General features: G+C 46.3%; 20 protein-coding genes. 16 read left to right on the top strand and 4 right to left on the bottom strand.

Annotated features, from left to right (window positions below; translation table 11 throughout):
- Positions 1-152: 152 nt before the first annotated feature.
- From BZG76_RS11185 to BZG76_RS11200, 4 genes are all read left to right on the top strand, one after another.
- Positions 153-1,148 (top strand): ABC transporter substrate-binding protein, encoded by a 996-nt coding sequence (locus tag BZG76_RS11185; protein ID WP_025744836.1) that lies wholly within the window; start codon positions 153-155, stop codon positions 1,146-1,148.
- 64 nt (positions 1,149-1,212) lie between these two features.
- Positions 1,213-2,109, top strand: coding sequence for an ABC transporter permease (locus BZG76_RS11190; RefSeq protein WP_025744837.1), 897 nt, complete (start codon positions 1,213-1,215; stop codon positions 2,107-2,109).
- On the top strand, positions 2,102-3,337 hold the full coding sequence (locus tag BZG76_RS11195; protein WP_077461411.1) for a quaternary amine ABC transporter ATP-binding protein: 1,236 nt from the start codon (positions 2,102-2,104) through the stop codon (positions 3,335-3,337). Before BZG76_RS11190 ends, BZG76_RS11195 begins: the two co-directional genes overlap by 8 nt.
- A 159-nt stretch (positions 3,338-3,496) precedes the next feature.
- Positions 3,497-5,095: a methyl-accepting chemotaxis protein gene (locus BZG76_RS11200; RefSeq protein WP_077461412.1), complete on the top strand. Its 1,599-nt coding sequence runs from the start codon at positions 3,497-3,499 to the stop codon at positions 5,093-5,095.
- A gap of 72 nt (positions 5,096-5,167) precedes the next feature.
- On the opposite strand, the gene metC is transcribed toward BZG76_RS11200, so the two are convergent.
- Complete coding sequence (gene metC, locus BZG76_RS11205) at positions 5,168-6,361, bottom strand: cystathionine beta-lyase (protein ID WP_077461413.1); 1,194 nt, start codon at positions 6,359-6,361, stop codon at positions 5,168-5,170.
- Between the two features lie 280 nt (positions 6,362-6,641).
- Between metC and BZG76_RS15450 the strand changes: the two genes are divergently transcribed.
- Positions 6,642-6,815, top strand: a complete 174-nt coding sequence (locus BZG76_RS15450) for a hypothetical protein (RefSeq protein WP_198532340.1) — start codon at positions 6,642-6,644, stop codon at positions 6,813-6,815.
- Between the two features lie 333 nt (positions 6,816-7,148).
- On the opposite strand, the gene BZG76_RS11210 is transcribed toward BZG76_RS15450, so the two are convergent.
- Positions 7,149-7,640 (bottom strand): NfeD family protein, encoded by a 492-nt coding sequence (locus tag BZG76_RS11210; RefSeq protein WP_077461414.1) that lies wholly within the window; start codon positions 7,638-7,640, stop codon positions 7,149-7,151.
- Positions 7,641-7,649: 9 nt separating this feature from the next.
- Positions 7,650-8,603 carry a slipin family protein gene (locus BZG76_RS11215; protein WP_021024036.1) on the bottom strand — a complete coding sequence of 318 codons (954 nt, stop codon included), beginning with the start codon at positions 8,601-8,603 and terminating at the stop codon, positions 7,650-7,652.
- A gap of 584 nt (positions 8,604-9,187) precedes the next feature.
- Between BZG76_RS11215 and cspE the strand changes: the two genes are divergently transcribed.
- The 9 genes from cspE to BZG76_RS11260 all read left to right on the top strand — a co-directional run bounded on the left by cspE (position 9,188) and on the right by BZG76_RS11260 (position 18,002).
- A complete protein-coding gene (gene cspE, locus BZG76_RS11220) occupies positions 9,188-9,394 on the top strand; it encodes a transcription antiterminator/RNA stability regulator CspE (RefSeq protein WP_025744354.1) in 207 nt (68 codons plus the stop codon).
- A 169-nt stretch (positions 9,395-9,563) separates the two neighbouring features.
- Complete coding sequence (locus BZG76_RS11225; protein ID WP_077461415.1) at positions 9,564-10,565, top strand: bacteriohemerythrin; 1,002 nt, start codon at positions 9,564-9,566, stop codon at positions 10,563-10,565.
- Positions 10,566-10,874: 309 nt separating this feature from the next.
- Positions 10,875-11,432, top strand: coding sequence for a diaminobutyrate acetyltransferase (ectA, locus tag BZG76_RS11230; RefSeq protein ID WP_077461416.1), 558 nt, complete (start codon positions 10,875-10,877; stop codon positions 11,430-11,432).
- Positions 11,433-11,443: 11 nt separating this feature from the next.
- Positions 11,444-12,721, top strand: a complete 1,278-nt coding sequence (gene ectB, locus BZG76_RS11235; RefSeq protein WP_021024032.1) for a diaminobutyrate--2-oxoglutarate transaminase — start codon at positions 11,444-11,446, stop codon at positions 12,719-12,721.
- A 35-nt stretch (positions 12,722-12,756) separates the two neighbouring features.
- The gene (locus tag BZG76_RS11240; protein ID WP_021024031.1) at positions 12,757-13,146 is read left to right on the top strand and encodes an ectoine synthase; all 390 of its coding nucleotides are present in this window, start codon (positions 12,757-12,759) and stop codon (positions 13,144-13,146) included.
- Between the two features lie 76 nt (positions 13,147-13,222).
- Positions 13,223-14,650: an aspartate kinase gene (locus BZG76_RS11245; protein WP_021024030.1), complete on the top strand. Its 1,428-nt coding sequence runs from the start codon at positions 13,223-13,225 to the stop codon at positions 14,648-14,650.
- 182 nt (positions 14,651-14,832) lie between these two features.
- The gene (locus tag BZG76_RS11250; protein ID WP_021024029.1) at positions 14,833-15,468 is read left to right on the top strand and encodes a LysE family translocator; all 636 of its coding nucleotides are present in this window, start codon (positions 14,833-14,835) and stop codon (positions 15,466-15,468) included.
- 118 nt (positions 15,469-15,586) lie between these two features.
- Entirely contained in the window at positions 15,587-17,116 is a 1,530-nt protein-coding gene (locus tag BZG76_RS11255; RefSeq protein ID WP_021024028.1) for a bifunctional GNAT family N-acetyltransferase/carbon-nitrogen hydrolase family protein, read from the top strand.
- A gap of 166 nt (positions 17,117-17,282) precedes the next feature.
- On the top strand, positions 17,283-18,002 hold the full coding sequence (locus BZG76_RS11260; RefSeq protein WP_021024027.1) for a YebC/PmpR family DNA-binding transcriptional regulator: 720 nt from the start codon (positions 17,283-17,285) through the stop codon (positions 18,000-18,002).
- Positions 18,003-18,047: 45 nt separating this feature from the next.
- Here BZG76_RS11260 and BZG76_RS11265 read toward each other — a convergent pair whose 3' ends face one another.
- Entirely contained in the window at positions 18,048-18,638 is a 591-nt protein-coding gene (locus tag BZG76_RS11265) for a TetR/AcrR family transcriptional regulator (protein ID WP_158011340.1), read from the bottom strand.
- 236 nt (positions 18,639-18,874) lie between these two features.
- On the opposite strand from BZG76_RS11265, the gene BZG76_RS11270 reads away from it, so the two are divergent.
- Both BZG76_RS11270 and BZG76_RS11275 read left to right on the top strand, forming a co-directional pair.
- Entirely contained in the window at positions 18,875-19,609 is a 735-nt protein-coding gene (locus tag BZG76_RS11270) for a transporter substrate-binding domain-containing protein (protein WP_077461418.1), read from the top strand.
- A gap of 145 nt (positions 19,610-19,754) precedes the next feature.
- On the top strand, positions 19,755-20,255 hold the full coding sequence (locus BZG76_RS11275; protein ID WP_025744358.1) for a hypothetical protein: 501 nt from the start codon (positions 19,755-19,757) through the stop codon (positions 20,253-20,255).
- Positions 20,256-20,314: the final 59 nt, after the last annotated feature.

Raw genomic sequence — 20,314 nt, forward strand, 5'->3', positions numbered from 1 at the left:
CTAAGTAATGGGCGTGAAGATCTAGGGGTTGAATACGTATACTCCTAAAATATCCAGTATTTATGAGATATAGATCGCACAGTAGGCGCTAACATTTTCATTAGTGGTCTAATATTATTCATGACGAATGTATAAAAGAGAAAGGAAGCACTATGTACAAACGACTACTCTCTGCAGCCCTATTAACGCTGTCTGCAGTCCCGGCCAGTGCCGATGATCATGGGTGTGGCAACGTCACGATTGCCGATATGAACTGGAATTCAGCGAGCCTGATTGCCAACATTGATCAGTTTATTTTAGAGCATGGCTACGGCTGTGATGCTGAACTCGTACCTGGTGATACCATGCCAACCGGCACATCCATGATAGAAAAAGGCGAGCCCGATATTGCACCGGAGTTTTGGAGTAACTCCATGCGTGAAGGCCTTCAGCGAGGTATTGACGAAGGACGTATACGCTATGCAGGACAAGCCTTTGTTGAAGGCGGCGAAGAGGGATTTTGGGTCCCTAAATACATGGTCGATCAGCACCCCGAACTTAAAACCATTTCGGGCGTTAAAGCCAATGCCGATCTTTTCCCTCATCCCGAAGATCCGTCAAAAGCAGCCTTTTACGGATGTCCCGCGGGATGGAGCTGCCAAATTACCTCGGAAAATAATTTTAAAGCGTTGGATCTCGCCGACAGTGGCTTTGAAATTGTCGACCCTGGCTCCGGTGCTGGCTTAGCCGGCTCCATTGCCAAAGCTTATGAACGCGAAGAAGCTTGGTTTGGTTACTACTGGGCACCGACGGCCGTGTTAGGCAAATATGAAATGGTTAAAGTCGATTTCGAAACGGGTACGGATGTCGAGCACTATAAGTCATGTATTACATCTGACGAGTGCATAACGTCGAAAGCAACAATGTATCCAGCCGCTGATGTTGAGACTGTCGTGACAGAACGCTTTGCTAAACGAGCTCCCGAGGCCATGGCCTATATAGAAAATCGTGGTTTTACCAACGACCAGATGAATGGATTACTGGCATGGATGGAAGATAACCAGGCTGACGGTGAATACGCGATGATCAATTTCTTAATTAATCATGAAGACATTTGGACCCAGTGGGTGCCAAATGATGTGGCGAGCAAGGTAAAAGACGCGTTGTAACTCAATAACCCGCACAGTATTGCCACTGTGCGGAATTTCTTTTAGCAGTATAGGAATAATAACAATGGCGACTTCATGGCTAACGGATGTGCCAGAAATGAGCAGGCGCGATCTGCTCACCATCCGACAAACACTGGATGGTGCCTATCGGAATTTTTCTCGCGAATATGGCGAAGGTATCGAAGCCTTTTTTGACCCCCTCCTCCACTTTCTTGTTTGGTTCGAAGACTTACTCCTTGCCACACCTTGGTGGCTGGTGATTGCCGTACTTGCCGGTATCGCGTATCTCGCCAGTCGCTCTTGGAAGCTCCCTGCGGCTGTGGTTGTTTCTTTCACTCTGATTGCTTACTTAGGGATGTGGGAAGATACCATGAGCACCATGAGTATCATTTTGGTCTGTACGCTTGTCGCGATAGGTGTCGGTGTACCTATCGGGATTGCGATGGCGAAGTCCAATCGGACCCAAGCGGTGGTTACACCACTCCTTGATATCATGCAGACCATGCCCGCTTTCGTCTATTTAATTCCTGTCGTGATGTTACTGGGCATTGGTAAAATTCCGGGGGTCATTGCCGTCGTGATATACGCCATTCCACCGGTCATCCGCTTAACGAACCTTGGGATTAGACTGGTCGATAAAGATGTGCTTGAAGCAGCGACTGCGTATGGCGCCAATGGCGTTCAGCGCCTTTTTCAGATTCAGCTACCACTGGCAATGCCCACCATTATGGCCGGCATTAATCAAACGATTATGATGGCACTCGCCATGGTCGTGATCGCCTCGATGATCGGTGTTTCTGGCTTGGGTCAACCCGTTCTTAAATCGATCACTAACCAATATTTCACCTTGGGCCTGCTCAATGGCCTCGCGATTGTCGTGATTGCTATTATTTTCGATCGCGTCTCGCAAAGCTATGCCAAGCGATCACAGCAGCACTTAAAGGGAGGTGATCATGACTGATTCCGAGCAGAACACCTTGATCGAAATTCACGGTCTTTACAAAGTGTTTGGCAACCATCCGCGTAAGCTCATGCCCGATGTTAAAGCAGGTAAAAGCAAAGACGCATTGCTACAAGAAACAGGACATACTATCGGACTTAGTGACATCAATCTGTCTATTCGGCGCGGTGAAGTGTTCGTCATCATGGGCTTATCTGGCTCAGGAAAATCAACACTGATTCGCCATTTCAATCGTTTGATCGATCCGACAGAAGGTGAAATTCGCATTGATGGCACGGATATAATGCAGTACTCACAAAAAGAGTTGCAGCAATTTCGTCGTCATAAAATGTCGATGGTTTTCCAGCGATTCGGCTTGCTTCCTCACCGTACTGTCAAAGAAAACGTCGGTTTTGGTCTTCGCATTCAAGGAGAAGCCAAAGCACTGCGAGATGAAAAGGCTCAACAGTGGCTCTCTACGGTTGGCTTAGAGGGCTATGCTGACCAATACCCTGCCCAGTTATCCGGTGGGCAACAGCAACGCGTCGGTTTAGCACGGGCCTTGTGTACGGATGCGGAGATCCTATTGATGGACGAAGCGTTTTCTGCACTGGATCCGCTCATTCGCAGTGAGATGCAAGACCAACTCATTGAGCTACAAGAAAAGCTGCATAAAACGATTATCTTTATTACCCATGATCTCGACGAAGCGTTACGTCTTGGTGATCGTATTGCCATTTTACGGGACGGTAAGCTGGTACAAGTGGGTGAGCCGGTTGATATTCTACTTCAACCAGCAGACGACTATGTCGAAGCATTTGTTAAAGACGTCAACCGTGCTCGAGCCCTAACCGTTGAAACCGTGATGCAGCCACAAATCTGTCGTATCAGTGCGACCACAATTGGTGATGCCATTCAGCAGATGCGCCATCAAAAAGTTAATTATGGCTACTACATTACCGAGGAGGGTTACCAAGGTACCTTGAGCCAAAAAACGCTGAGTGACAAAGATCCAAGTGGCCATATCGAGGCTAGCTTACTTGAGGATGTTCCCGCGATTGATCAAGATTCTTTGCTCGAGAGTGTGATTCCAGACACCTTGGAGTCGAAATGGCCACTGCCCGTCTTCGACGATCATGGAGAGCTTATCGGGCATCTCTCACGACAGACTGTTGCCAACATTCTCAGCGAAACAGGAAAAAGCGCGACCGAAACGTTATCCACAAACCCGCCCCAAAAAGCGAGCTAATTATATCAATGCGCCCTACCTATTGGGGCGCATTATTTTCACTCCAATGAAAAGGTATCTCTTCTCGTCATCATAACAGTGAGACAAGTGTCATTTTATTGAAACACTTTCTCCCTAACCTGCTGCGCATATCAGGACTCGCAGTTGGTAGGAAGTTATATGAGTGTACGTCAGCGATTATTGATCGCCTTTACCCTCTTCATCGCGTCGACCTTAGGATTAGGTAGTCTCGMGCTTTGGATATCATCTCGCTCAGCGGATGCTTCAGCCGAATATGTGAATCAACAACTCCCCGAAGTCTGGGCATTACTCGCGCTTGAGCGTGATCACCGAGACTTAGTGAATCTGTCACAAAAGATCAAAGCCCAAGTGTTGTTTTGGAATGAAATTACGCCTGAGTTTGAAAAGCTCCATAAACGCTATCAGCAAAGCTGGCAGGCGTTGTCCCAGTATCCTTCTCTCTCAAACTGGCGTTCTGAACAAAAAGATAAAAAAAAGAAGTTTGATCAATACCTTAATAAGCTCGCTAAAACGGTCGAAAGTAAAAGTTTTTATGACGCAGGCCGCCTTGTGGATTTCGATCTCTACCCAGCCGTTGATCCTATGCTATCAGTGATTAGCGAAAAACTAATAGAGCGTCAGGATAATGCTAAGGCATCTGCTTCAGGATTGATCCTCTTCTTGCATCAGCAGTCCAATTTTGTGTATGCCGGTAGCGGTGCCACTTTGATCCTTGCACTTATTTTAATGACCTGGCTTCGCAAAACCGTCATTGTACGCTTGGACGATATCGCGACCTCGCTGACGGATATTGATAATCGCTCCGATCTTTCAATACGTCTGTCTGACAAGTATCACGACGAAGTCAGTGCCGTCGCTCGCGCATCAAATAACTTGCTCGATAAGTTCAGTCACTTTGTTACCGATATACAATCGCGAACATCAGCGCTTGATCAACAGTCAGATACCTTAGACCAACAAAGCACGCAAGTGGCGACGATTAATCAGCAAACACGGCAAAACGTTAACGATGTCGCGCAATCGCTTACCGTTATGGAAAGCGCAACCACGGAAATCGCGAGTGCTATTCATGATACCCGCGAGTATATCGGCAAAGTATCCCAAGACAACGATGAGATTCAGACCCAAATGCGTGCTACTGAAGCCTCAATAACGCACAGCGTCAAGGTGGTTGAAAATGTATCAAATACCATGGCAACGCTAAAACAAACGAGCAACCAAATTGCCGGTGTTATGGATGTGATTGAAGGTATAGCAGAGCAAACTAACCTTCTCGCGCTCAACGCTGCCATAGAAGCGGCACGTGCAGGGGAGCATGGCCGTGGATTTGCGGTTGTCGCGGATGAAGTGAGAAATCTATCTCAGCGCACAGCACAATCGACAGGAGATATTCGAGAATGGATCAATGACTTACTTGGTCAAGTCGATACCGCCAGTCATCTATTATCAGAAACACAATCGGCCAGTGCAGATAACCAGCAAGCAAGCATCCGACTACAAAGTTATCTTGGTGAAATGCACACTACTTTCCAAGGGCTGGAGCAACTCAGCGCTGAAGTTGAAGCAGCCCTCGATTCTCAACACAAAGAAATTGCACACCTTACTGAGCAACGTCGCGCTCTCAAACATGGCAGTCAGTCACTGACCGATGCTATCGATACAACCAGTGATGTAAGCGGTCAGCTTAGCCATCAATCGAGCGCATTAACCCAGCTGACCGATCAGTTTCAGACGTGACGGCGAAATAGCGAATCGTGATCACCTAGCGCCCTGTTGTCCGGGAGCTAGGTGTTTCGAAAATAGATATGATTACGTCTTATTCACTCGTTCAAAACCAGCGGCAAGATCAGCGATTAAATCCTCCACCTGTTCGAGACCAATATGCAGTCTAACGAGTGTCCCACTGAAACTTACTTTAGCCACGGGCCGGATCCGATTAAGCTGTTCGGGTTGATTGGCAAGTAACAAAGACTCGTAACCTCCCCATGAATAAGCCATGCTAAAATACTTCATAGAGTCGCAGAATGCTTCTAATTGCGTATCGGACAAACGTTCCTTAAAAACGAATGAGAACAGTCCGTTACTGCCACTAAAATCACGGGCAAAATAGCGATGCCCCGGACAATCAGTGAATGCGGGATGAAGCACTTTCGCCACTTCAGCCTGCTCATTCAGCCAGTTGGCAACATGTAACGCATTTTCTTGATGTTGCGCTAGCCGTACATCGAGCGTTCTCAGTCCTCGCGCCGCCTGGTAGGCAGTGTCAGGATCAACGGTTTGTCCCATCAAGTAGGCACGCTCTCTCAGCGTTGGCCAACAGCGCGCATTGGCGACGGCGGTGCCTAGCATATTATCTGAATGACCAATAATGTACTTGGTGCCAGACTGAATAGAAATATCGACACCCTGTGTTAACGGCTGGTATAAGCGACCTGCCGCCCACGTATTATCCATCATGATCACAGCATCTGGGGCGCGATTGCGAACCGCTCGCACAATGGCTGGCGTATCGTGCACTTCCATGGTGTACGATCCGGGTGACTCTAAGAACACGATACGTGTATTCGGCTTGATACGATGACTAATCTCGTCACCTTCAAGTGGGTCAAAATACTCGGTCTCGATCTGCATGTCGGCCAGTATTTTCTCACAAAAGTCCTGAGTAGGCTCATACGCCGAACCCGATACCAGTATGTGATCGCCCGTTTTAACAAATGCGAGAATACTGTTAGCAATCGCCGCCGCGCCACACGGAAATAACGCACAACCTGTTCCCTGCTCAAGCTCTGTCATTGCGTCTTGCAGCGAGAAGTGAGTAGTCGTACCTCGTCGGCCATAAAACAGCGTTTGTTGGTGACGATTTGCAACCGCGTGTTTCTTTTCTGCTRATGAATCAAAAATGATTGAAGAAGCGCGCTGTACGACTGGATTAACCCCGCCTAAGGTATAGCCTTTTTGGCGTCCAGCATGGATTAGCTGCGTACGATTCTGTTTCTTTTCCATGGCTCACTCATCCTATGTTACCCACATCTCTAGCCTAAGCGTTTCGCCGCAAGCAGTAAAGACATTTAGACGTCCATACTGTAATTTTCTACCTATCGATTCAACGATATGTCATCGCGCTAAACGCTAAGCCAGCGCGGTTAGCGAAGCGTGTTTAGGTTGATGACTATCCACTCCGCATTTTGGTTCGAACACTAAACAGATCACATTTTTATCTATTTGACTGGAAACACAATGTAAGTGTATATACATTGTATATCTGATCGATAGGCTAAAAGACATGGCAAAAAAAGAAAAAGTCAAAAAAGACAGTCAATTACTGATACGAATCAATAGTGATCAACGTGATGCGTTTCTGCAAACATGTGACGAGCTTGATACCTCAGCGGCTCGAGAAGTCAGACGGTTTATCAAACAATTTTTAAAAGACCACGAAACAAAAAAAGAATCATAACATCCAGTTTACGGTGCAACTTGCCGGCACCCGACCACAGCATTGAAGCTGTATTGCAGTGGCAAACGCTTCGGCAATCTATACTTAAGGAGAGAAAATCATGGCGAAAGTATCAAAGAAAGATCTGAAAAAATCGATCAAGAAAACCAAAGCAAAAGTTGCGAAACAAGAAGGCAAGCTGAAAAAATTGAAAAAGCAACTAAAGCAAGCCTAAGCCACGTTTAGTTAAGCAATAAGCATAAAAAGGCTCGGGAGATTTCCCGAGCTTTTTGTTTGTTATGGTCACGCTTTATTGACGCTGCGCTTACGTTTCAGCGCGTCCGATTTTAATCCTCAATTTTCTGCTTCACCCTCAGTTGATGATAAAACGGGCTCAACAGTAAACCGGCCCACATCCACACCGATCACTTTCACTTGCTCACCAGGCTGCAGGACAATATCCCCTGCGTTAGCACTAAGTTGCAATTGCCATGTCACTCCAGAGTACTTGGCCGACGACAGTTGTTCGCGACTTAATGGTGAAGTCAGGACGAAGGTCAGTCCAATAAAGTCGCTATGACGATTGTCCGGACTACGTTCTTTATGCTGTAACCGTTTAAGCGGTCGCCACAGCGCTAAGGTAAGTAATCCTGCGCCGATGCCAGTACCACTAAACAATGCGGTCACGGTTTCGGGCAAGACCCCGATCATGGCCAGTAACCCAACTAAAACCGCAGCACAACCGGTAGCTAATAAGACAATTGTTGACAAACCGAGCAGCCAAACTTCAGCGGCTAACAACAGTAAACCAATGATAATAGTTAACTCTGCAAGATAGTGACTCACGTATTTACCCTAACTACTTTTTGTTTTGTTAAGCGATTCAATGATGGTCATCGCTTCTGCAACCACGTTCGCAGCTCCCGTACCCGAATCAGGCAACAAGACGACCGATGACTCTTTGGCAATTGCTTGTTTAGCGCGAATTGCTTTCTCTGCTAAATCAAGCTGAATCGCTTTTTGACCTTCTTCGGTGATAGCTCGTGTCCCGACAATTTCAAGCGCTTCGGCTTGAGCTTGAGCGACGGCTAGAATGGCTTGCGCTTCACCCTCCGCATTCAGAATTTGTTCCGCTTTTTCCGCTTCTGCCGCTAAAACCCGTGACTGCTTCTGACCCTCTGCCACGTTAATATCTGATTGACGAGCCCCTTCAGACTCAAGGATCACGGCACGTTTCTCACGTTCGGCCTTCATCTGACGCTCCATTGCTTCGAGCACCGACCGTGGAGGATCAATATCTTTTATCTCGTAACGAAGCACTTGTACACCCCAAGGCTGAGCCGCTTCGTTGATGGCCGAGACAATGGCAATGTTCAAGCTTTCACGTTCTTCAAACGTTTTATCCAGCTCCATTTTACCTACTTCACTACGCATGGTGGTTTGCGCAAGTTGCGTGACGGAATAGACATAATCATTCACGCCATAGCAGGCTTTAAAGGGATCAAGCACTTTGATATAAAGTACACCGTCCACACCCAACGAAATGTTGTCACGCGTAATCGCAGACTGACTAGGCACATCATACGCTTGTTCTTTCAAAGTCCGTGTATACGCCACACGGTCGATAAAGGGAACAATGACGTTGAGCCCCGCTTCCATCGTTTTATAGTACTTACCAAACCTTTCAACCACATAGGCAGTATTTTGTGGCACAAACGTAATGGCACTGCGCAGTACGACAATCACTAAGATCGCCAGTACTATCCATACGCCAATAAAACTCGATATTTCAAAAAAAACGTTATCCATTAAGGGATCCTATGACTGTCGCTAACACGACGCTGATAGAGGGTGACAATGGCTCAGACATGACGACAACGCTTGCATGCCTGAAGTTTAAGCATACGCCAATGTCAGTGTAGAAAGACAGATAACGATGGTAAATTTGACACTCGTCTCACTCAGATCGCTTTTTCCCCTCTTTTTATCTCGATTGAACGACATGACTCTCTGAGCGTGATCCCACTTTTGTAAAAGCCTGTCGCAACGATGGCCATATCATTGGAAAAAGGATTTTACCTTATCTTTTTTTGGGTGTACTCTTAGACCTGTTCAACCGTGTTGGTTGGCGGTGCTCATTACCGTTGACACCTTGACATAGAGTGTCAGAAAATGAGCAAACTAACGCGCAAACAACGCGTAGTCCTGTTGAAGCTGTTTTTAAGCTTTAATAATCGGAAATTTATGCAGCAATTGAATATAGATACATCGAAACACCCCACCGTTAGGCTGGAAAGTTAGTTGTCCTGAAGATATTCGCTACATTTGCCCATAGAGTCGATTAACGGCACTCGCGTCACTGCAACACCTAGTTAATATATTCAGGAGACACCATGTCCAAAGCTAATGGTTCCGTTAAGTGGTTTAACGAAGAAAAAGGTTTCGGTTTTATCCAGCAAGAGAACGGTCCAGACGTATTCGTTCACTTCCGTGCTATCGTTGGTGAAGGCTTCCGCACACTAGCAGAAGGCCAGCAGGTTGAGTTCGATATCGAGCAAGGTCAAAAAGGCCCACAGGCTGCGAACGTCGTTCGCCTGTAAGCCAAACCAAATTTAAGAAGAAAGGCGCTCATCAGAGCGCCTTTTTTTATACCTGTCATTTAAAGTTATTACACTAAGCTACATTGATATCGCATTCAGCCCCTATGCGAGTAGACGCTCTTGTTGCTATCCACTAGGCTGTGAGTACATCATATTGTCAGGAGGACGTATGCTATCTCCGTGCTTGATTGTCGACGATCATGAGATGATCCGAGACACGATTGGATTAATGGCACAGGCACTCGGTATTAAATCAGTGATCACCGCAGCAGACGGCGCCGAGGCGATATCTCGCGCCTATCATGACGAGCCGAGCCTTATCATTACCGATTTACAAATGGATCCTATCGATGGTTTAGAAATGTTGCGTCTCATGCGAAGTGGCCGCTATCATCTACGCCACGACACACCCATCATTATTCTGACCGCAAACGCTTCTAAAGCCGTGATCAGCGAGTGTATCCGCTTTGATGTTGACGCGTTCATGATAAAACCTGTTAAAAAGCAAGACCTTGAAAATCGTGTCAAGCAACTGTCCAAACATACCAAGGCGAAAAAACCCCCACAGTTCTATTTCGAGATGTACCAGTCTGACCCGGCCAAATCGACAGAGTTCGAGCACAATGGTGCGGTTGTGTTTACGGAAGAAGAACAACAGCAAATCGAATGCATCACCGAACCTGTAGAAGAGACGCCGATAGCGCCTGATACACTAGGAGATGTAAAGGCATCACCGCAACCCTCTAGTGAGCCCAAAGATCGCAAATTTATACGCTGGCAAGAGAAGTACACAGTCGGTCATCAAGAATTGGATAACAGCAATAAGCAATTGTTGGCTATTATCAACGATACCTACGAGGCCATTGCTTACCATCACGATGATGATGACAAAGCTGACTTCGATGCCTTAGCTCAACGTTTCCGTGACTACATCGCTTCGCACTTTCTGCTAGAAGAAGACATTCTTGAAGCACGCGCCTACCCCAAATACAAAGAGCATGCAGCCATCCATCAACGCCTAGCGCGACAGGCTCAATATGTACTGCTTCAGTGCCAGGCCGATCCCACGCTCTATCGCTCCGAGTTTTTTAAATTTCTACGCTATTGGTGGATTCATCACGTGGTTCACGAAGACACGAAATATCGCGACTTCCTGGTACAAGGTCTTTAATACTTGCGTCCCGACTCACAGCCTTGCTCAGCGCTGTGAGTCTGCCCTACTTCCGCAACTTACCATCCACTAGACAGCCAAAGCAGTCTGTTTAGCATGCCATCGTATCGATTGGGAACCTGCCCACACCTTTAGGCCAGTAAATGTTACGCCTCGAAACACTTACTTTAATAAAAAATTTAACAATATAAATATTATTATAAATCAACATCTTAATTATTATTGACAGGCCAAACACAAAAAATCGGGGTTGATAAACCAAATCAATCGCCTATTATATAAAACGAATTCGTTAGAGCACAAAACATTATGTGGCGATCAAAAACGACAGATACGGCAGTGCTGGATTCTGAAGTACTCGACCGTAAACAGACAAAATCTAACACGCAGTTCGTGTTTCGTAAGCCTGCCATCAGCGATGGTGGCAACATTTATCGACTAATCACGCAATGCCCGCCGCTGGACGTGAACTCCGCTTACTGTAATTTTTTACAGGCGACGCATTTTAAAGAAACGTGTGTTGTTGCAGAGCGAGAAGGCGATGTGCAGGGCTTCATCTCCGGTTATATCCGCCCTGAGCAGCCAGATACCTTTTTCGTCTGGCAAGTTGCGGTGTCGCCAAAAGCACGTGGTGAGGGGCTTGCCCTATCGATGATTGAGGCGCTACTGGCTCGCAAAGTCGCGCAAAACGTTCACTTCATCGAAACCACAATCACAGAAGACAACGCCGGTTCTTGGGCGCTGTTTAAAAAGGTAGACCGCCTCTATGGCTCTGGTGGTCAACGCTCGGTGTTCCTTGATGAACAAGAGCATTTCAACGGTGAGCACGACACCGAATACCTTTTCCGAATTCCACTCAAAAAATAACAGGATGAGTTATGGATATCTTTAAGTCGCAGGAATCAAATGTTCAATGTTATGCCAACAACTTTCCCGTTGTATTTGAGAGCGCAAAAGGCTGTTGGATGACTGACGTAGACGGTAAGCGCTACCTTGATTTTCTAGCCGGCGCTGGTTCACTGAACTATGGACACAATAATCCGACGCTGAAAAAAGCGCTGATCGAGTATATCGAGAAAGACGGCATTACACACGGCCTAGACATGTATACAGAGGCGAAAGCACGCTTTCTCGAAGTATTTAAAAATCACATCTTGGCCCCACGTGGTTTGGACTACAAGTTCCAATTCACAGGCCCTACTGGTACCAACGCTGTGGAAGCGGCAATGAAGCTAGCTCGCAAAGTAACTGGGCGTTCAAACATTGTTTCTTTTACTAATGGCTTCCACGGTTGTACTTATGGTGCACTCGCGGTGACAGGTAACCATCACCATCGTGGTGGCGGCGGTATTCCAGTCAATAATTCAGTCACGCGTATTCCGTATGACGGCTATGCGAACGTTGATGGTCTCACCTTGTTTGAGACGATGCTTAATGACGCTTCAAGCGGTTTAACCGGTGGTGATAAACCTGCCGCTGTATTACTTGAGGTCGTTCAAGGTGAAGGTGGCTTAAATGCCGCATCTAATGAATGGTTACAACGCTTACAAACTATCTGTAAAGCACACGATATCCTGGTGATTGTCGATGATATTCAAGCAGGTTGTGGGCGTACGGGGACTTTCTTTAGCTTTGAGCCTTCAGGCATCAACCCTGATATTGTGACCTTGTCCAAATCAATTGGTGGTTACGGCTTACCTATGGCAGTCGTTCTACTCAAACCTGAGCTAGATCAATGGGCACCGGGTGAGCATAACGGTACATTCCGTGGTAACAACCATGCCTTTGTGACCGCTGCCGAAGCCATCGAAACCTATTGGCTAGATGATCAGTTCCAAACCCATATTCAAGCGCGTGCGGATCAGCTCAACAAAGTCCTGCAAGATATGCTTGCTAAAAATAGCGACTTATTTGAGATCATCAAAGGACGAGGATTGATGCAGGGTATTGCCTGTAAGAACGGTGATATTGCCGACGACATAACCAGCTTGTGCTTTGATAATGGCATGATCATCGAAACAGCCGGCCCAGAAGACGAAGTGATTAAATTCTTCTCTCCGCTGACCGTCAGTGAAGCTGAAATGGAGAAAGGCTTACAAATTTTCGTTAAGTCCGTTGAGCAGTACAAGAAAGAGAAGCTCAAAAAAGCATCATAAAGACATAACGAATAGACAAATAATAAGGAACAATCATGATTGTCCGCACATTAGAAGAATGTCAAAACAGTGATCGCCGCGTGGTCGCAGAAAATTGGGAAAGCGTACGCATGTTGCTACGTGATGATAACATGGGATTTTCATTCCATATCACCACCATTTATGCGAACACAGACACGCATATCCATTATCAAAATCATCTAGAATCAGTCTATTGCATGTCTGGTGAGGGTGAGATTGAAACAACTGACGATGGCAAGGTTTATCCAATCAAGCCCGGCACGCTGTATATTCTAGATAAACATGACGAGCACCAGCTACGCGCAAATAAAGGTGTTGATATGGTCATGGCCTGTGTGTTCAACCCGCCCATCACAGGGAAAGAGACACACGATGAAAACGGTGTTTATCCATTAGTCGATTAACCGTCAAGGGGCAGCGGGATGCTGCCCCTGTAAACCCAATCGACCTTTTTGTTCATAAAGCCCACAAGGAGCTCACATGAATCATACCGTTGAAAAGATCGGCGGTACGTCGATGTCAGCCTATGACGCTGTCATGGATAACATCTTTTTGTACCCGTCAAACCCATATAACCGAATTTTTGTTGTTTCTGCTTACGCTGGCATCACGGATGCATTGCTGGAGTGTAAGCGTTCGGGTAAACCAGGCATTTATCGCTTACTCGCCGCGAACAACCCAAAATGGCGCGATGCGATGGATGAGCTAGAACAGCGTATGCTATTGATTAATAGCAACATGTTCCCTGACCCTGTTTTTCGTGAGCGTGCCGATAATTTTATTCGCCAGCGAATGGAAAAAGCGCATAGCTGTATCGAAGGCATACTCGAAACCTGTAACTATGGGCAGTTTTCTCTGGAAAGCTATTTGCCGCAAGTCCGTGAGTTCCTGTCATCAATTGGTGAAGCACATAGTGCACACAACTCGACGCTGCTCCTCGAAAGTGTTGGCATCAACTCACGATTTGTCGACCTGTCTGGCTGGGACAATCCGGATGAAGGTAAAGGTGATCTCAATACAGTCATCGCCAATGCGATGGACGACATTGATTTCAGCAATGAGCTGCCCATCGTTACCGGCTACGTCTACTGTGATGAAGGTCTGATGAAGACCTACGACCGCGGCTACAGTGAAATGACCTTTAGCCGAATTGCAGTGCTGACCAAAGCAAGCAGCGCCGTGATTCATAAAGAATACCATTTGAGCAGTGCAGACCCCCGTATTGTCGGCCCTGAACGTGTACAGCCAATGGGCCTCAGCAACTACGATGTGGCTGACCAACTGGCAAACCTTGGTATGGAAGCGATTCATCCTAACGCGGCCTCTGGCATGCGCGCTGTAGGTATTGAACTGGTCGTTAAAAATACCTTTGAACCTGAGCATGCTGGTACGGTGATCTCTCACAAATACCGTCCAAAGGACAATGAGATCGAAATCATTGCTGGCCGTGACAAAGTGCTTGCGCTACACATTTTTGACCAATCAATGGTCGGACATTGTGATCAAGTCAGTTACGACGTGATGGAAATCATTCGTGAAGAGAACGTTCAGCTAATCAGTAAAGAGATGAACGCTAACTCCATTACTTACTACTTAGATGGTAAGACCGCGAGCCAAGATAAGGTCATCAATCGGGTTGAAAAGCTATATCCAAAAGCGAAGATTACCGGTGAAATGGTCGCACTGATTTCTGTTATCGGCAGCCGTATCGACTCAAACCAAACAATGAGTAAAGGGATGCTTGCGCTACTTGATGCGGAGATCAACCCTAAAGCGGCTCACTCTTCAATGCGCGATGTGGATGTGCAATACGTTGTCCTTGATAAGTATTACCATGCCGCTATCTGTGCATTACACGCTTGCTTTATTGAAAAGCCCGCACCAAAACCGACAGTGCGTGCTGCATAACCTAGCAGCAACACATTGTGAGTTTGAAAATGCCTCCTACCTGGGGGCATTTTTATGCGTATTTTTCGCGTAGCTGACCAAGCTTATCCTTATAAACCACCAGCCTAATGTTTAATCATTATTGATAATGCCTAGATAGAAGGTAAAATGCCGCACTTTATTTGGTTAAGTGTTCTTCGTTTATGATCGATCCTAATTTGCTTCCTGTTTACTTAACAGCCGTTGCCGCGTTGTTATTCGTCCCCGGGCCAGATATGTTATTGATTATTAGCGCGAGTCTTAGCTATGGTCGACGGGTCGGTGTTGCCGCGAGTTTAGGCAACGCTACCTCTGGACTGATTCTTACCGTATTAGCGGCCACTGGCGTTTCAGCCGTGATTGCAATGTCCCCGATTGCGTTAACGGTTCTCCAGTATGTTGGTGCAGCGTATCTACTCAAAATGAGTATTGATACGTGGAGAGCATCACCTGCTGAAAGCGAAGCGGTACAGTATCAACAAAAAATGGGGCGCTATCTCTATAAGCGTGCCGTGATGACGAACCTGCTCAACCCTAAAGCGTTACTCTTTTTTGTTTTATTCTTGCCGCAGTTTATCTCACAGCAGATACAAGCATCATCGAGCACTCAGCTATTAACGCTCGGCCTTCTACTTAATGCACTCGGCCTTGCGTTTAATATCATACTGGTCGCGATCGTAGGTAAACTTGGTAAGCAGATGCTGACCAACACCCACATTCAAAGCTATCAACACAAAATTATGGCCATCGTCTTTGCATTATTGGCTATTTGGCTTTTTACTCAGCAGTTATCTGTATAGCGAGCTCCGCAGCGAAGCGGTAAGCCTGCAAAGATGAAAATCCAGCAATCAACAAACGTGAACTTAGACATCAAACTTTGTCATAATGGTCGCTCAGCTATCAATAGGAGAACGTGTAATGGATGAAAACACCGCCACGCTACTTAACTTGCGTGTTATAGAAGTTAGCGATTATCAACCCTTAGCAGAGTTGATGGACCTTGTCTTTCCGGATGTCGGCGGTGCTTGGCCAAAAAGCACGATCATGCAACTGGTAACGGCCTTTCCTGATGGCCAGATATGCATTGAAGATAACGGTAAAATCGTCGCCGCTGCCCTCACACTCAAAGTCTCTTACAACCGTTTTTCTCTCCCTCATACTTATAGCGATATCATTACCGACGACGGCGTAGTGTTTCATGATGCGAAAGGTGATGCGCTTTACGGGTTAGATGTGTTCGTGCATCCGGACTACCGCGGGCACCGCTTGGGACGTCGTCTCTATGAGGCGCGCAAAGATCTTTGCCAAGCATTAAATCTAAAGGCAATTCTAGCGGGTGGGCGCATTCCTGGTTATCACAAACATACCGATGTGTCAGTGACTGACTACATTAACAAGGTAAGACGTAAAGAGATTCACGATCCTATCCTCTCGTTTCAGCTGTCTAATGACTTTGACGTCAAACGGCTAATGAATCGTTATTTGCCCGAAGATGATAAATCCGCAGGTTACGCAACATTATTGGAGTGGGATAACTTCTTTTATGAGGAAGACGCATCATCGGTGCACGATATTGATAAAACCATTGTGCGCCTCGGGGTTGTGCAATGGCAGATGCGCCACGTGTTATCCGTTGACGATCTGCTCAACCAAGCCGAGTTTTTTGTTTCTTCTTTAGCCAATTATCAATCGGACTTTGCCCTATTCCCGGAGTTTTTCTGTGCACCGTTAATGGGGCTTGCACCAGATAAACGCTCGGTGGAGGCGATACGTTTTCTTAGTGAGTTTACCCAAGCCATTAAACAACGCTTTTCTCAGCTTGCGGTGACTTACAACATCAATATTATCGCAGGGAGTATGCCAGTCCTCGAAGATGGCAAGCTCTACAATGTGTCTTACCTGATGCATCGAGACGGCAGCATTGACGAACAGTACAAAATCCATATCACGCCACATGAGCAACGAGACTGGGTGATCGATGGCGGTGATACAGTAAAAGTTATCGAAACCGACGCAGGCCGCGTTGGCATTCTTACTTGTTATGATGCGGAATTCCCAGAGTTAGGGCGGATCCTTGCCGAGCAAGGGGTACAGATTTTATTTGTTCCTTTCTGGACAGATACCAAAAATGGTTATCTTCGAGTCCGTTTGTGCGCTCAAGCTCGCGCAATTGAAAACGAATGTTATGTTGCTATTGGTGGTAGTGTCGGCAACTTGCCCCGTGTCGATAACGTTGATATTCAATATGCCCAGTCGGCGGTCTTTTCACCGTCTGATGTGTATTTCCCTCACGATGCGACACTCGCAGAGGCGAACGCAAACACGGAGATGATGATCTTCGCGGATGTTGACCTTGATAAGCTCAAAATGCTGCATGAACGAGGCTCAGTCACCAACTTGAAGCACCGCAGACCTAAGCTCTATGCCAGTCATTTAAGCCAAGAATAAGCCAAAGCCCGGTGACTCAGGCAAGGGCCATTTAGACGCCAAGAGAGTGTGATTCGTGTCTATCGCACTGACTTTGTCCAAGGTCAGTGCATTTACTGGTGCAAAGGAACACTCTCTTGATAGAATTACCCCGTATCTGCGAAAGCGTTATTAAGAGAGATTCCCAATGGGACGAAGTTTTGAAGTTCGTAAAGCGTCAATGGCCAAAACCCAAGGCGCAAAAATTAAGGTTTACTCAAAATACGGTAAAGAGATTTACGTATGTGCTAAAAATGGTGGCTCAGATCCAGAGAGTAATCTATCACTGCGCCGCTTGATGGAAAAAGCCAAAAAGGATCAAGTGCCTGGGCATGTCATTGACAAGGCACTTGATAAAGCTAATGGCTCTGGTGGTGAGAACTATGAAGTAGCTCGATACGAAGGATTCGGCCCTGGTAGCTGTGCGGTGATTGTTGATTGTTTAACCGACAACAACAGCCGTACCTACATGGATGTTCGCCAATGCTTTGTCAAAAATGATGCCAAAATTGGTACACCGGGCGCGGTGTCTCATATGTTTGAACATCAAGCGGTGTTTCAATTTCAAGGTACAGATGAAGAAGGCACGCTGGAAGCCCTGGTCATGGCTGATGTGGATGTCTCCGACATCGAAGCAGACGAAGGGGTGATTACGGTTTTCGCGCCTCATACAGAGTTTTTCAAAGTGAAAAATGCGCTGAGCGACTTTCTTGGCGACACGCCGATTGATCTTGAGGAGATCACCTTTGTCCCTCAAATCGATACTGAGGTCAGTGGCGATGATGTTGAACGTTTTGAAAAGTTCCTCGACATGCTTAATGATTGCGACGACGTACAAAACGTCTATCACAACGCTGAGCTAGTATAGTTCCGTGCTTGACACACTAGAGCGCCTCACCTCAGAGATGGCGCTCTATTTTTCATCAAGTTGGGTTAATAACATTTGTGAGAACAACGCCCAACTCTGACGAAACCGATCCTCGCCTTGCGATAAATAGCTTTGTAAGCCCGCCCCGAGAAAGAAAGCGTCCACTACCCGAATTGCCGTATCTATCTGATACTGCGGAATCTTCCCTTGATAAAAGTACTCAATTGCTCGGGTATATTCAGTTAAGCCGTGCTGAGAAAAACGTTGTATTGCCGCACGAAATTGCCCATCAAATAATGCTTGAGTCGTGAAGCTATACATCGCCTTCATCGCATAAGGCTCGCATTGCATGGTCAGGTATAAGGTATCGCCTGTCACCGCTAAATAACTTTCAAAGTCCTCGAAATTAGCCGGTTCAGCCACGGCTAAAAACATCGAAATGAGCTCATCCACAGCCGCATATTTTACTGCATCAAGATTATCAAAGTGATGATAGAGCGCGCCTYTGCTGATCCCCGCTTTTTTACCCAACTTTGTTGCTGTGAGTGCCGCAAGCCCTTCATTACCAACGATTTCCAATGTGGTTGAAAGAATATGTTGCCGCATCGCCCGCGACGCAATTTCATGCTTATTCATCGTTATTTGATCAAATTTGAAAGTCCAAGTGAAAAAATAAAACATACCGAATGTTCATTCAAATATTTACGCGCAAAATGTGACCGATAACCGAATGATTTATCGACAGCTATGCGTGCCAAAAAAAGGATAAGTGAAAGTCGATGTTGTAAAATAACAGCCGAGTACGCAAAGACAGGTGCGGTCTCTGTGTCTACAATAACAAGAGGAAAATCAACGAAAGTCGGATAGGAACGATGAAAAGATTATGGGCTTTATTACTGATTATGAGTGTCTCGGTATCCGTGAATGCCAAAACGACTTATGTGGTAGGCGTACAGAGCTTTTCTCAGTATTATCCCTTTTCAGCTTATTCTAATCGCAGTTATTCAGGGTTTAATCGCGAGTTACTCGATATGTTCGCCAACACGCATCACTATCGCTTTGTGTACAAAGCTTTACCACTCACAAGCCTTCCTTCCCGTTTTGTCGATGGTGTCGTTGATCTTAAATATCCAGATAGTCCCGATTGGGATCGCGACATCAAAAAAGGCGTCAATGTCATTTATAGTGAGCCTGTGGTTGATTATATCGACGGCGTCATGGTTATCGACCAAAACTATGGCCAACCTATTGACCAATTACAGCGACTAGGAACCGTCGTAGGGTTTACCCCTGAACTTTATCAATCACGTATCCGTTCGGGCCAAACACGCTTAAATGAGAGCTACAAATATGATTCTTTGATGATGAAGCTTGTCAGCGGTCGTATTGATGGCGGCTATGCCAATATCGCTGTTGCACAGTTTTATCTTGACCAAATGGGCTTTAAAAAAGGATCGGTACGCTTTGATGATACCTTGCCCCATGAAAAAGGGACTCGACGGCTTTCCACCATCCATCATCCCAAGCTCATCGACGAATTCAATCAGTTTCTATCCGATAAGCAAGAGGCGATATCTGCACTAAAAGCGCGCTATGGCATAGAGTAAGTGAGAATTATCAGAGCAACGCTGTCAACGCCTTCCTTTGAGGGAGCGAATCAGTTAATGCTTTAATTCAGTATACGATATTGTATACTCGAGCCGCCCATTCAGGCAGGATAAGTGTGTTGTGCCAATATAGTGAAGAGTACTCTTGAATAATCAGCTTATCAGTTTGGATTTATTTTACGCGATAGAGCATCTGATGCCCGGTAAGCGCACGGCGGCATTGTTTCGTCGTTCGATCAAACATCTCCCTGTCACGACCTTGTCTCTCCCTCACTATGATTCTGCAGCTGGACTTCAGCTCGCGCTCTTTCGCCACTGTCGAAACTATGTCGCGTTTACGCAAGGCAAACCTATCTCACCCGATTTTGACTTTTCTGGTACCGCTGAACAGATCCTAGCGGCAGAGTCGGTAATGAAGGCATTTATTCGCGGCGCCTATTGGTGGGTTGAGTATCATATGGGGCTATATCGTGAAGACTGGAGTCAAGAGCAGACGCAACGTTGGTTAAGAGATTTACGGCTGTTGGTACAAGTTATTATTGGGATTGGTAATTGCACGAATGCTGCCTTTTTAATCACCCACCGCGGCCCGATTCAAGCGCTCACTTATGATACGCATTTAGAACCCTTCCTAAACAATTATTAGCGCGGTGATCGAGCGCGCTATTCATTGATGGTTTCGCTGTTTCGTCATGTTTTTTCGAT

This window comes from Salinivibrio sp. AR647, assembly GCF_001995415.1.
GTDB lineage: Bacteria > Pseudomonadota > Gammaproteobacteria > Enterobacterales > Vibrionaceae > Salinivibrio > Salinivibrio costicola.

Excerpts from the sequence above, each read along its gene's own strand:
- BZG76_RS11185 (WP_025744836.1), top strand. The coding sequence starts at position 153 with ATGTACAAACGACTACTCTCTGCAGCCCTATTAACGCTGTCTGCAGTC.
- BZG76_RS11190 (WP_025744837.1), top strand. The coding sequence starts at position 1,213 with ATGGCGACTTCATGGCTAACGGATGTGCCAGAAATGAGCAGGCGCGAT.
- BZG76_RS11195 (WP_077461411.1), top strand. The coding sequence starts at position 2,102 with ATGACTGATTCCGAGCAGAACACCTTGATCGAAATTCACGGTCTTTAC.
- BZG76_RS15450 (WP_198532340.1), top strand. The coding sequence starts at position 6,642 with ATGGCAAAAAAAGAAAAAGTCAAAAAAGACAGTCAATTACTGATACGA.
- BZG76_RS11215 (WP_021024036.1), bottom strand. The coding sequence starts at position 8,603 with ATGGATAACGTTTTTTTTGAAATATCGAGTTTTATTGGCGTATGGATA.
- cspE (WP_025744354.1), top strand. The coding sequence starts at position 9,188 with ATGTCCAAAGCTAATGGTTCCGTTAAGTGGTTTAACGAAGAAAAAGGT.
- BZG76_RS11225 (WP_077461415.1), top strand. The coding sequence starts at position 9,564 with ATGCTATCTCCGTGCTTGATTGTCGACGATCATGAGATGATCCGAGAC.
- ectA (WP_077461416.1), top strand. The coding sequence starts at position 10,875 with ATGTGGCGATCAAAAACGACAGATACGGCAGTGCTGGATTCTGAAGTA.
- ectB (WP_021024032.1), top strand. The coding sequence starts at position 11,444 with ATGGATATCTTTAAGTCGCAGGAATCAAATGTTCAATGTTATGCCAAC.
- BZG76_RS11240 (WP_021024031.1), top strand. The coding sequence starts at position 12,757 with ATGATTGTCCGCACATTAGAAGAATGTCAAAACAGTGATCGCCGCGTG.
- BZG76_RS11245 (WP_021024030.1), top strand. The coding sequence starts at position 13,223 with ATGAATCATACCGTTGAAAAGATCGGCGGTACGTCGATGTCAGCCTAT.
- BZG76_RS11250 (WP_021024029.1), top strand. The coding sequence starts at position 14,833 with ATGATCGATCCTAATTTGCTTCCTGTTTACTTAACAGCCGTTGCCGCG.
- BZG76_RS11255 (WP_021024028.1), top strand. The coding sequence starts at position 15,587 with ATGGATGAAAACACCGCCACGCTACTTAACTTGCGTGTTATAGAAGTT.
- BZG76_RS11260 (WP_021024027.1), top strand. The coding sequence starts at position 17,283 with ATGGGACGAAGTTTTGAAGTTCGTAAAGCGTCAATGGCCAAAACCCAA.
- BZG76_RS11270 (WP_077461418.1), top strand. The coding sequence starts at position 18,875 with ATGAAAAGATTATGGGCTTTATTACTGATTATGAGTGTCTCGGTATCC.